The organism is Kamptonema formosum PCC 6407 (assembly GCF_000332155.1).
In the GTDB taxonomy this organism is placed as follows: domain Bacteria; phylum Cyanobacteriota; class Cyanobacteriia; order Cyanobacteriales; family Microcoleaceae; genus Kamptonema; species Kamptonema formosum.
In genome coordinates this window covers 724-12,578 of the sequence record NZ_KB235905.1, presented here as the reverse complement: position 1 = coordinate 12,578, position 11,855 = coordinate 724, and the positions used below count along the sequence as shown (strand labels likewise).

General features: G+C 49.2%; 14 protein-coding genes. 5 read left to right on the top strand and 9 right to left on the bottom strand.

The window, feature by feature from the left end; all coding sequences use genetic code 11:
* The 4 genes from OSCIL6407_RS0128240 to OSCIL6407_RS0128225 all read right to left on the bottom strand — a co-directional run.
* On the bottom strand, window positions 1-808 hold an 808-nt coding region (locus tag OSCIL6407_RS0128240), incomplete at its 3' end, for a DUF3854 domain-containing protein (protein ID WP_456077499.1).
* Window positions 809-945: 137 nt separating this feature from the next.
* The gene (locus OSCIL6407_RS0128235; protein WP_019487961.1) at window positions 946-1,191 is read right to left on the bottom strand and encodes a hypothetical protein; all 246 of its coding nucleotides are present in this window, start codon (window positions 1,189-1,191) and stop codon (window positions 946-948) included.
* The gene (locus tag OSCIL6407_RS0128230; RefSeq protein WP_007357467.1) at window positions 1,188-1,625 is read right to left on the bottom strand and encodes a hypothetical protein; all 438 of its coding nucleotides are present in this window, start codon (window positions 1,623-1,625) and stop codon (window positions 1,188-1,190) included. Before OSCIL6407_RS0128230 ends, OSCIL6407_RS0128235 begins: the two co-directional genes overlap by 4 nt.
* Window positions 1,622-1,963, bottom strand: a complete 342-nt coding sequence (locus tag OSCIL6407_RS0128225) for a hypothetical protein (RefSeq protein WP_007357469.1) — start codon at window positions 1,961-1,963, stop codon at window positions 1,622-1,624. Before OSCIL6407_RS0128225 ends, OSCIL6407_RS0128230 begins: the two co-directional genes overlap by 4 nt.
* A gap of 165 nt (window positions 1,964-2,128) precedes the next feature.
* Between OSCIL6407_RS0128225 and OSCIL6407_RS0128220 the strand changes: the two genes are divergently transcribed.
* The 4 genes from OSCIL6407_RS0128220 to OSCIL6407_RS0128210 all read left to right on the top strand — a co-directional run bounded on the left by OSCIL6407_RS0128220 (window position 2,129) and on the right by OSCIL6407_RS0128210 (window position 4,347).
* Entirely contained in the window at window positions 2,129-2,335 is a 207-nt protein-coding gene (locus tag OSCIL6407_RS0128220) for a ribbon-helix-helix domain-containing protein (protein WP_019487960.1), read from the top strand.
* Entirely contained in the window at window positions 2,316-2,441 is a 126-nt protein-coding gene (locus tag OSCIL6407_RS37980; protein WP_267879572.1) for a hypothetical protein, read from the top strand. Before OSCIL6407_RS0128220 ends, OSCIL6407_RS37980 begins: the two co-directional genes overlap by 20 nt.
* Before the next feature lie 5 nt (window positions 2,442-2,446).
* Window positions 2,447-3,040: a hypothetical protein gene (locus OSCIL6407_RS0128215; protein WP_007357471.1), complete on the top strand. Its 594-nt coding sequence runs from the start codon at window positions 2,447-2,449 to the stop codon at window positions 3,038-3,040.
* Window positions 3,041-3,267: 227 nt separating this feature from the next.
* Window positions 3,268-4,347: a site-specific integrase gene (locus OSCIL6407_RS0128210; protein ID WP_007357472.1), complete on the top strand. Its 1,080-nt coding sequence runs from the start codon at window positions 3,268-3,270 to the stop codon at window positions 4,345-4,347.
* Between the two features lie 104 nt (window positions 4,348-4,451).
* On the opposite strand, the gene OSCIL6407_RS0128205 is transcribed toward OSCIL6407_RS0128210, so the two are convergent.
* Window positions 4,452-5,066 carry a hypothetical protein gene (locus tag OSCIL6407_RS0128205; RefSeq protein ID WP_007357473.1) on the bottom strand — a complete coding sequence of 205 codons (615 nt, stop codon included), beginning with the start codon at window positions 5,064-5,066 and terminating at the stop codon, window positions 4,452-4,454.
* A gap of 159 nt (window positions 5,067-5,225) precedes the next feature.
* On the opposite strand from OSCIL6407_RS0128205, the gene OSCIL6407_RS36570 reads away from it, so the two are divergent.
* A complete protein-coding gene (locus OSCIL6407_RS36570) occupies window positions 5,226-5,456 on the top strand; it encodes a hypothetical protein (RefSeq protein WP_148288960.1) in 231 nt (76 codons plus the stop codon).
* Between the two features lie 39 nt (window positions 5,457-5,495).
* On the opposite strand, the gene OSCIL6407_RS0128200 is transcribed toward OSCIL6407_RS36570, so the two are convergent.
* From OSCIL6407_RS0128200 to OSCIL6407_RS0128180, 4 genes are all read right to left on the bottom strand, one after another.
* Complete coding sequence (locus tag OSCIL6407_RS0128200; protein ID WP_019487959.1) at window positions 5,496-6,071, bottom strand: hypothetical protein; 576 nt, start codon at window positions 6,069-6,071, stop codon at window positions 5,496-5,498.
* A gap of 686 nt (window positions 6,072-6,757) precedes the next feature.
* Entirely contained in the window at window positions 6,758-7,573 is an 816-nt protein-coding gene (locus OSCIL6407_RS37395) for a hypothetical protein (protein ID WP_007357477.1), read from the bottom strand.
* Between the two features lie 635 nt (window positions 7,574-8,208).
* Entirely contained in the window at window positions 8,209-8,922 is a 714-nt protein-coding gene (locus OSCIL6407_RS31365; protein ID WP_019487956.1) for a tyrosine-type recombinase/integrase, read from the bottom strand.
* Between the two features lie 65 nt (window positions 8,923-8,987).
* The coding region (locus OSCIL6407_RS0128180) for a plasmid replication protein, CyRepA1 family (RefSeq protein ID WP_019487955.1) at window positions 8,988-11,855 on the bottom strand (2,868 nt) is incomplete at its 5' end.

The window sequence follows — 11,855 nt, the reverse complement described above, 5'->3', positions numbered from 1 at the left end:
AATCATCAATGCCCTTCTGCGGGCCCGGTAGTCTGGCAATCTTGACTGTGGACTTTTTAAAGAGTCTGGCAAGGATGGCCGCGTTTTTAAATTCAGGAGACTCGAACCAGTCACCGGGGCGGTAGTCAAAAGCGATCGTAATGGAGCGCCCGTCATCGAAGGGCAACAAGTCGGGGTGCAATTCCCGTGCGATCGCCTTCCCATCAAAATCTCTGTCCGTTACGCGCCATCCCATTGAGATACCAGGGAGAGCGATCGCCGCGTGACCAAGAGTTAGCAGACACCCTGCTTTTTTCTCTCCCTCAGCTAGGACTACATCGGCACGACTTTCTTGTACCCAGGGCCAAAAGAATTTAGCTTCACCCTCTTGCACTGCTGTGTTTTCTGACAAGGGGACACCTTGCCATCGTGCCAACACTTTCCCCCAGAAGTGAAGCGATACTTTGAGGAAAGTGATCGGAGCTTTGCGGCCTTCGGAGTTGCGGTATTTATTGACTTTGCCTTTATGGTCAGGCTTAAGCAACGGGCCTTTTAAAATCTTGATACGGGCACCGCATTTCCAGGCTTCTGTCAATGAGGAGCCGTCAAAACCTACGCACTCATCCCAACAACGTTTGTACTTGGCGTTGAGGATGCCTCTATTGATGTACTTTGCGTCGGGCCAAAGGTGGCGAAATAAGTCTGCACCGGCGATCGCCTCTACGTTGAGGTTAATGATTTCAGGGTCAACGCCAGAGTCTAACCAATCTTGAAAATAATCTTGAATATAACTTTCTGTTTTTGATTTTTGATTGTATGATATATTCATTTGATTGTATGATATATTCATCGGTCTGTCGTTTGGGTTAAAATGTTGACAGGCCGTTTCCTTTTGGCTAACGAATCACTTCACCGATGATGGTTAACTCACCTGCACACAGAATAAAATAACCGATCTAGGGGTATCTAGGCCAAAATCAAAAATTGATTAAGGTTTATTACTGGGTTGCAATTTGATTGCTCAAGGCGCTCAAACACTGCTGGCAAAGACTCTAGATAAGCTTCGTTGATTTCTGCGTGGCAGAGCGTATCAACGACCTCGATAATCAGAGAGCCTGCTGAGTAGAGCTCTTCATTCTCAGACCAGGGCTTAGTGTTGACACCCCTGGGCTGCTGCCCCCAAGTTAATTCGGTGATTACTTGATAGCTCATGCTTTTACCTCCGAGTGAAGTCTCGCCAACTCGCCTTCTGAGTAAAGTCTCGCCAGCTCGTCTTCTAGCACAGGTCGGTTATCAAAATAAGGGTAAAAGTCTTTGGTGTAAAGACTAGAACTCAGCCAGATGACGCTGTACTGCCATTGCTTATCTAAGGGATGCCAGCATACGCCTACAACCTCACCATCTTCGGATTGCTGTATGCTGCTGTCCTGCTCGTCAGGCCAGAGATAAGATACGCGATCTCCAAACCAGAATTTAGGTGATGGAGCTTCCCGAATGGGTGAGGGTGCAAGTTTTAGACCCGTTGATGGAGCCAAGGTGAGCCCGATCTCTCCGTCGCAGTTGATTGAGGCAGCCGCCTTGGGTGCAAGCTCTAGACCTGCCAAAGGAGCTAAGGTCAGAGCAGTAAAGAAGTTGCGCCTATTCATGGCAGCACCCCCTCTGGGAGTCGGGATGTGCCAAAGTACCGCAAGCGAAACCGGACAAGATTGAAAATTTTGCCTTTGCCGCCACAGCGATCGCACAGCGGCTCGCGCCCTAAGCAGGTGGGACAGATAATCTTCGGCGGGTTCAACAGCCGCGTCGGGGATTGTGGCAATCTTGCCAGTTGCATTGGGGCTGTTTTGAGGGCGTGAGCGATCGCTCTTTCCCAAGTCACAACTTTTGACAGGTTGCCCTGCTTGCGGGCCTCGTCTTTTGAGATGCCCAGCCGCGCTGCTTGCTCCCTAAGAGAATCAATGCGCCGGCCGTAGCCAGTTTTGGTCATAATGAGTTTGCTCCTTTGCTGGGGAAAGTCCAGCGAGTGAGAAGTCTAGCCCCTGGTGTTATCAGCGCCGGGGGTTAGGCGTTTTTGCTTTTCAGCTATGGTAGCACGAAGTAGGTCAAAGTGTGCTAGATTTATCTAAAGAAATCTAACGAGAGGTAAAATGGCATGGTTGTAAACTGTGCAGCGTCCATGAGTCCTGCGAAATCACCCAGAGTGGCGTTTTATCCTCCACCTGAACTAAAGACAAAACTTGAGCAGTTGGCATCCTTAGAGCGAAGGTCTGTATCGCAAATGGCGCTAATTTTGGTTGAGGAGGGATTGCAAAGAGCAGAGGAAGCAGGGAGGATTAAAGGTGAACCCATCAGTAAATAACCCTCTAACTCTTCCATCGCTCCCTCTCGCCAGCCGCTCTGCTTTGCCCTCCTGTGCAGCCATTTACTTTGTGCTGGAAGGCGATCGCATTTTTATTCAGGAGTGAAAAATGTGAGCGAATCAGTTAGAGCCGTCCGAGCCACAGTGCAAATAGGCTCCCTAACCGTCGATGGGTTTCAGTTGCCTGACGGCAGCTATCGGATGAGCCAAACACAAGTGGCTGAAGCAGTGGGATTGTCTCGACGTAATGTGTCCGATTTTTTGCGCTCAAACGCCCTAAAAAGCTTACTGGGAGAAGGTTATACGGGTACGATTTTTGAGCGCGAAGAAATCGAAATCGCATCTGAGACTGGTAGCAGGGGGCAAAGTCGGTTCCTGTCCGTACCGCTAGAAATTGCCAGCGCTTACTGGCAATGGCAAGCTCACCGGGGGAACAAAATCGCCTTAGCCCTTTGTATGGGACTGATGACCGAAACCCTAGAACGCCGCTTTGATAGCGCTTTTGGCATTACCCGCACCGAAGAAGAGCGTAACGAACTGCTCAGTCAGCGCGTTCAACAACTCCAGCGCGACCTTGAAATCTTAGGCAACGCTTACGCTGCCGAAGACGAAATTCGATCGGAGCGCGATTACTACGAGCGGTTGCTCAGGGAAAACGGTATCGACCCCTGGGGGATTCCGAGGGTTAGTGATGAGCCGGGTTAGTTGTTTTGAGAACAGTAGCGCAACCAAAGCAACGGCCACAGTTGACTTGCATCGAACTTGTATTTGACTTGCATCGAACTTGTATTTGACTTGCATCGAACTTGTATTTGACTTGTATCGAACTTGTATTTGACTTGTATCGAACTTGTATTTGACTTGTATTTGACTTGTATTGAACCTGTGCGAACTTGCTTGTACAAAGCCCCAAGGAAATCAGGGAAAATTCTATGACACCAGAGGACAAGCTCGATCAACTAAACCAAAGGCTCAAAGCCGCCTGCGTGGGCGTAGCCGTCGAAGCTTCCGGGAGCCGCCTTCGACTCCGCGCTACCCTCCCCCCAAAGCCCGGATCTACCAAGCCCTTCCCCCATCAACAGCGAATCTCACTTGGCTACCACAAAAACCCCGCAGGGCTTGCCCTAGCTGAGAAAGAAGCTCGAAAAGTGGGGGCGCTGCTCGATTGCAAACAGTTCTCTTGGGAACCCTACTTGCCTGCTGTCGCACCCCAAAGGGGAACTGTTCGCGAGTGGATCGAGAAATTTACCCTTTGGCGATCGCAAAATAACCCAGTCAAGCCCGTTAGCTGGAAAACCGACTACGAGCAACCATTCAAGCGCTTGCCTCCAGATGCCATCCTCACCACCGATCTACTGAACAAAACTATTTCACAAACCAAGCCCAACACCCGGACACGCCGCCGCTATTGTCTGGCTTATCAACAACTGGCCTCATTTGCGGACACCACCATTGACACCGCCCCAATAATCGGCTCCTACTCTGCTAAGAAAGTTAATCCGCGTGACATCCCCAATGAGGCCACCATCCTCAAGTTCTCAAAAATAGAACATCCCGGCTGGCGATGGATCTACGGCGTAATCGCCGCCTACGGTCTGCGCCCCCACGAAGCATTTTTCCTTGACTTTGAAGACTTCCCCATCGCCACAGTCTTGAGGGGAAAAAGCGGTTCCCGTTTCGTCTGGCCCCTCTGGCCAGAATGGGCTAACCTTTGGGAGCTTGATAAAATCCATCTGCCAGATTGCGCCCCCGGCCAAGAACATTCGGCTTATGGCGCGAGAGTTGGGCATTTTTTTCACCGCAGCCAGATCCCATTTCACGCCTACGACCTGCGGCACGCTTGGGCCGGTCGTGCCGTTGAGTTTGGGCTAGACGTTAGCTTGGCCGCTAAGCAAATGGGACATAGCCTCAAGATCCACACAGAAACCTATCAGATGTGGATAGACCGAGCTGTACACCAGCGAGTCTTCGATCAACTTTCCCACAACCGCAGAGAAAAATTATTGAAGTGAAGCTCATCTTTTTCAAGTTCCGCAACCCCTTGTTTTTCCTGTAAAAGTTGCTCGTCTTCTTTCAATAAGAAAGCGAGGGAACTCGCCCCGAATTTTCGGGGAGCTCAAAACCTTCTTTTGGGGTGTCTCAACCCAGACTCAAGGGCCGCTTGAGTGTCAATCTCAGCAAGCACCCCCCTAGCTTTAGCCAGAAACAGGCCTGTATGTGGAAAATCTTCAGTTGAAAGCTTATCGTTTAGCATCTGGACATAGCAAACTATCTCAAAAACCATATCGCCCCATTTCTCACAGTTGAGCTTTTGATTCACTAGCTCAAGAGGTTTGCTCTCTAGGCTCAGATTCTCAGCCTGCAAGTTACCCCATTGGCTCCCTAGCTCTTGATTTAGGTCTAACGGCTGCTCGCTCACGCCCTTGGGTAACTTAGGCGAAGTCGGTACTCTCAGCAATTCCTTGATTTTATTGAGCTGCGCCCTAGTCAGATCCGTTGATTTTCCCATGTAACGCTTGCGTAATTTTCCCTCCACTTTCCGATAGCCATACCAGTAGCCCTTAGCCCTTTCCTTGCGGCAAGTGTAGCCGTTCCCGTCGTTGCTGCTAACCCTGAAAGACTTAGTATCTAAGGCTTCTAACCACTCAAACCATTGCCTAGACCCTACCTTCAATGTTTCCCCAGAAGGCAGCTCAACCTTACCGTTTTTTGCGATCGCCAACTTACCCATAAAGTTACCTATAATCTCTGTAACCCATCTTAGCGCTGCAAGAAATTGGGTATGGGTAGGCTTAGGTTGCAGTCCAGAGCAAAAACCTCAGAGCAGCCTCTCCACCAACGGAGAAGATAGAGAAAATCATAGTTTTTGGGGATAGAGGAAGCTCCACTGGTGAAGAGTTGTGGAGTGGTGGTTTGTGGTGTGGCGTGCGTTCGGGTGGTGAAGGGTAATAGTGGACTCACCGGGGCAAACATCAGTATCCACATCCAATATCCACGTCAGAGGCTTAATTTTGCCCTGTTCCAAAGGTATCTGGAGACGGGCTACTCAGCTACTAAATTTGTACCCGCTTTGGCTGGGAAGCGATACCAAAGTTATCTGGGGAGGGCCGCTCGTACCTGATTGAGAATATCTAAGATACAGCGCACCTATCCAGTAAGCTCAAAATTCACCTAGCCCAATATAGGGATCGCCAAAGTTGAGCGATATTTCATTGCTGTTGCCACCACTGTTACCAGAAGCATTTGCCTGTGGACTTTCCCCATACTTTTTATTGCAGGCATCCCCGCCGCCATTTTGAATACAATCAAATAACTGTTTTTCGCGTGGGGTTAACATTCGATATGCCGTTAGAGGTTTGAGCCCTTCTGTTGGCTGGTTAATCCTGGGCTTATTGTTGGGATTATTGACGCTGATATCTTGTGCATTCTTTATTGTTAATTCGGGGTCGGGGAGTAATCCGCTTTTGCCCCCAATGCCGACTCCAATACCTACTGATCCAACGCCGTCTCTTGAGACATTTGCATTAATGCCTATCTCTCCTAGTTTGTCTGCTTCGCCTGCCCCCTGCTCAGCATCTACCCCTATCCCTATATTTAGTTGGTGTCTGCCACTGCGAACAGATATTCCAACTTTTGAATCATTGAAAGGATTAATGTCATAATCGACGCGGGCATTTTTTGCCGCATCTCCTATTCGACGCAATCCCTTTTGAACTCCCTCTATGATGTTTGGCATATTTTGTCCTCTATTTCTTTGAATACTTTACACCATCTTTAAAATACATGAGGCTTGGCTCATTTGTTTTTACTCCCAATCAATTGCCCTAATTTTGCTACCAGATTAGTCAAATTTACCACAATTATTTTATTGTCAGGTGTCTGAGTCGAGTGTCGAGTCGAGTGTCAAATCGCCTGTATTTTGGTGTTTTCAGCACACATATAGTTATTCCCGATACCCACAACCAATAAACTCTTGGTTCCTGGTTTGCTAAAACTTTTGTTCTTACTTTGAAGAATAGCGATAACGTGGTAGTGATTTTGTACTCAATCAATTCCTACGTTGCTATCAATTTGCACTATACTATTCACACCATCACACCAAATATTAAATCTGCAATTGCCCCCGCTCTGAAGCTTCTATCTAATGGGGTGATGTGATAGTGTGAATGGTTAGAATTCTTATCGGGCGATCCTGTGAGCTGGGGTGGTGAATTCACCAAGTGCGACAAGGCCGCCATTGCCAGTTGCAGCGAAAAACGATTCTGTACGGAATCACTTTCCGGTCGAATCCCGTTGGCGTAGTGTGAAAAGCAAGATTGAATGTCGATCGCAATTCAACGGGCATAGTGTAGAATAAACACAATACCTATGTGAATTGGCGATCGGGGCCGCGTTCCCGATCGCTGTATTTTTGTCAGTCGCTTACCTTCTGAGTCCCACTTTTTTCTCAAGTTGCACCCTTTTACGGAACTCTTCACTCATCCCGTGTGCTATCCCCTGTGAGTATTCTCGCTCCTGTTTAAGGTCAGACTGCAACCGCTGGATGATGCTGTAGTCTGGGTTGAGCTTTGAAACCTCTTCGATCAGAGCCTCGGCAAAAGCCCAGAACCGTGTGCGCTTCTCTCCCTTCTCAAGTTTCCAGCCGCCCAAGGATGGCATCTCAAAAAGCTTGTCCCTCGCCGCGTACAGGTCGGGTAGCTGAGCTTGAGTTTGTGACTGTTGTGCTGGCATCTCTGGCAACAGCTCTAAAATTGCCTCCACATCTTGCAAATCGGTTTTTGATTTCTTACGCCTGCTCTTGAGCTGATTGAGTAGGGTTGCCGCGTCTGGCAATTCCAAAATTTCGGAATCTTGCGGCGCGGCCTGGTTGGAAAGTTGCGATGCCTTTATGGTATCTATTTCACTTGTGTCATGTGAAAAAGTCGCTTGCACGCTCTTAAGGTTCGCGACCTCATTCTTTAAGTCTGCTATCGTGTCTTCTGCTGTGTCAAGTGATGCGACAGCTTTAGCGCATTCTGCCTGTAACTGTTCGCATTGTCGAGTTAATTTACCCACTCGCTCATAAAGCTCTGTAGTCTTTTCACTTGTGTCAAGCGATTCACCGCCGTCTAGCTTTCGGGCGAGGGCAAGCACCTGGTCTACTAGAGCGATCGGCACTCGAATGGTTTGTGTCTTGCCCTGCCTCCACTGTGGCTGAAATTTTGTCAAGTTTTCCGCTGTTCCATTTGGGTTAGGCATAAAGCCCCCTTTTTTCGCGCTCAACAACTACGTAATGACTCGTAAACTCTTGTACGAAGATTTCGAGAAGAACCAATATAGAGAATCTTGTCTGAAAACAAGATAAAGTAAATCCCCTTCTCAACTGGGAGTTTTTGCTTCCACAATTCAAGACCTTCCGACACTTCCCAAACTCCCAGTTTTGGTAAATGCCTTAAGATGGTTTCAAGACTAATCATGCTTATTGCCTTGTGACAAGTGATTCATTTATCTTAAAACTAAATATATGTGCTGTCAACCACTTGACACACGGATCGTGTCTTTATTAAGGAGTTCCCCGTGACAAGTGATTCGGCGAGCTGGGGTTAGACGATTCCTCGCATGGCATCTCCTGTTTTTCCGAAATTGGGGAAAATGGTTGAGCGGTCTGGCTGGAAAGTTGCGATTGACCGGGGGACGTTTTTGTACAATTTCGGGCGGCGGTCAGATATTCTAGTCTATTAAGCTAAATCACTTGTGTCATGTGACTCCCTGCCTTTACTCTAACACAGGCTACTCTCGCCCCTCAATTTTAATCACTTGTGTCATGTGATATCCCCAACTATCGCCTCAGAACCCTGGTTGGCGACACAACCCGCTAGGCAATTTTCGTGCTTCTATTCCCAACTAGCAGGGGGGTGTTCGCAATAACCCGGCTCTTTCACATCCTCTTTGTCCCTAAGCGACGGCAGGGTAGAGAGTTCTAGCTGTGCGTCAGAAAACGGATATTTTCTGACGTATCCCAGAGCCGAAAGCGCGGACGCTGCACCCCGAACTTGGGAGTCTGAAACTTCTAGATATTCTTGCAGGACGGCAAGCGAACGATGGCCGCTGAGTTTTTGAATTACTCGCAAGGGGATGCCAGCGTTGCTCATTTGGGTTAAGGCAGTGCGGCGGAAGCTGTGGGTACTAAATCCTTCCATGCCTACCCGTTCGGTGGCTTCCCTCAAGATGCGGCTGGCGGCTTCTGGGTGCAGGTGTCGCCAGTGATGCGCTCTATGGCGGCCTGGGAATAAATAAGTTACCCCGGCGTGTGGTTGCCAAGCTCCCAGGAGCGATCGCAGGTCTTCGATGACGGGGATGGTGCGGGTTCCGAGTTTGCCTTTGGTGTTGGCTTTGCGGATGATTAGCTCAGGTCTAACCCGGCTATTGGGGGCGTAGACATCCCTGGTCAGCAGCGAACAGGCTTCGGCAATGCGGCAAGCTGAAAATAGACACACGCCGAATAAGGTGCGATCGCGATCGGTTAGGAACCCATCGTTAAATAGCAACTCAATTTCACCTGGGGTCAACACCGAGGCTTGACCGTGCCTGTCAATCTTCAAAGTCATGCTCTCAACTCCTCACGGTAATTGGGCCACTATTGGGGCTTTCTGGGAAGGTGGGTCAGGGCCCTCTAACCTAGACCTTCAACCGCTAACCGCTGATGCTCTGGCAAGCCATCAAGCGCGGCAAACACTTCGTCGATTCCGAAGCTCTCAATCACTTGCCTCAAGCAGTTTGTAGCTACTTCGATCGCTCCCTCAGCTACCCGCGCCGCCACGTCCGCTAGTTCGCGGGCCACACCCCAGACTTTTTCTGTGGGATTAGCTGAGCTTTCTGTCACAGCTTCGGCTGTATTTTGTATATTCAAGGGGGGAGCTGTGACAACCTCTGAATCAATCACGGTAAGGGATTCAGACATTTTGAGCCCCTGAACTTTTTCAGTCATTTTTTGGCAGACTAGCGGGTAAAGGTCATCCCAGTTTTCGGGGCGGCTGGACTTTTTAAACTCAGGCCCGACTTGATAGCGATACTCCCAGAAACGATCGCCGCCGTCGCGGACTTGAGTACCAATTAGCTGAGCACCAATAATTTTTAGTAGCCGGTTGAGGTACTGAATGGGTGAAAGCTTGCCAGGATGCCCCAACAAGGCCGCCACTGATTTTTTGCGGCACTGCCTGACCAGCTCCTCAACTTCTGGCGAGTCATTCCTCCAGGCAACACCAGGGGCTAGAAATTTGTCGATGCCCAACCGGGAGAGCACCTTAAGCTTTAGCCAACGAGTGCTCAGGTCTGGGAGGAAAGTTTTAAACTCGCGCTTCCACTTTTGCCGTTGCAGGTACTCTGCATCCTCTGTGTTTTTAAAAAGCCAGTCAGCCTCAAGCTGATTAAGTAAGTCCCGGTCTGTGAAGCGGACGCGATAAATAAATCCCCAAGTCCAAAGCTCAGTATCCTCAATGCCTGGTAGCCGTGCCTTGAGTTTTGCTTTGAGTGCTTTGCAGCGGTCTGGCCAACGAGCATTGAAGTTGCGCTCAATCTCAAGGGCTTCAGCTAGGGTAATGTCCTCAGCATTGAAAATCTCTTTCGCCTCAGTTTCCTTGCAGAAAACTTTTGCCTGGTGATACTCATCAACATACTTAAGTCCCTCAAGGGCTACACGCTGGACTGAGAAACCTGCCTCCACATAGCGTTTAAACAAAAAGCGTTGAAGGTTGCGACTTTCCACATTGTCCTTAGCTTTGATTCTTGCCCAAGCTTTCGTCTCAGACGAATTGATTTGAGAGGCGATCGCCTCTATCTGACTTTCTGGGCTAAGCAATCCAGCTTCAGCGGTGGCTTGCTCGGCGATAAATTCTATGAGCAGGCTTGGAAAGTCACCGTCAGACTTCGGTTTAATTTTGCGTTGAGGGCAACAGATGATTAGCCGCTCAGGATGCCTTACCCGGCGTGACATCTGGAAACACTCATCAACACCAATGACTCCACCAAACCAGCAGAAACAGTCTGAGAAATAATCCTTGATGCTGATATCGAGGCCGCTTTCTGCGGTGGGGGTGTAGATAAAAAACTCTGGCTTGTGCCGTCTGATATATTCATCAGGGTTAGCCAGAAACTCTTTAGCCCATTCCTCTACAGCGGTTTTGCTGGTGAGTAAAATGCCCTTGCGCCCTTCATCTTTAAGTCGTTTGGCTAGAGCTTCAGCATCCCTGAGCGAGTCTGTCGCAACTGCGGGGCATGGTGAATTAAGAATTTGGTAAGCTAACCATTCAAACTCAGCTTTGACTAGGCGTTGTCTACCATTGGGAAGCTCAAGGAAAGTGACAGGCGGTGTATCGCCCTTAAATTGATTTTCAATTTTCACCACTGGCATTTTGAAGACTTCAGCCAGAAAGTCAGTCACAGAGTCCGAAAGGTTGCCGTCAAGGGCTATCACCCGATTTACGCTAGGGGCGATCGCTTTGAGATAATCCAGAAGAGAAAGCCGAATATCCCGACAAGTGCTGCTAGTGAGTAAGTGTTTGATACTGCTTGAGGCTTCATCAAGAATCAAGGTTGCATCTTCAAGGGTAATGCCCAAAACTTTCAGTAGTGAATCCCAACAGAGGCTAAGTCTGGCTTCAGGGTCATTCATCATCTGGTAGCCGCCGTGAGCGTCTAGATGATAGCTATCGAGTTTTTGAGCCATCTGTAGCAGTAGGCTGTTCCGGTAGCCGATGTTAATCTGTTTGCCAGCCTGCGGTCTAACCTTGTCCGCTAAGTATTGAGTTTTGCCCGTGCCAAGTCCTGATTTAATCGCTGTGATTTTGCCCTCTTCAGGCGCTTCTATGTCGAGGTAACGCTGGTTTACCACTTTGTCGGGGGAGAAGCCCCTATAAGAACGCCACAGGCGCTCATCCTGCAATTGCTGGACAGTTTCGGCAAGAGCCAGGACGCGATCGACATCTCCCCCGGCAACTGCAAAATCATCAATGCCCTTCTGCGGGCCCGGTAGTCTGGCAATCTTGACTGTGGACTTTTTAAAGAGTCTGGCAAGGATGGCCGCGTTTTTAAATTCAGGAGACTCGAACCAGTCACCGGGGCGGTAGTCAAAAGCGATCGTAATGGAGCGCCCGTCATCGAAGGGCAACAAGTCGGGGTGCAATTCCCGTGCGATCGCCTTCCCATCAAAATCTCTGTCCGTTACGCGCCATCCCATTGAGATACCAGGGAGAGCGATCGCCGCGTGACCAAGAGTTAGCAGACACCCTGCTTTTTTCTCTCCCTCAGCTAGGACTACATCGGCACGACTTTCTTGTACCCAGGGCCAAAAGAATTTAGCTTCACCCTCTTGCACTGCTGTGTTTTCTGACAAGGGGACACCTTGCCATCGTGCCAACACTTTCCCCCAGAAGTGAAGCGATACTTTGAGGAAAGTGATCGGAGCTTTGCGGCCTTCGGAGTTGCGGTATTTATTGACTTTGCCTTTATGGTCAGGCTTAAGCAACGGGCCTTTTAAAATCTT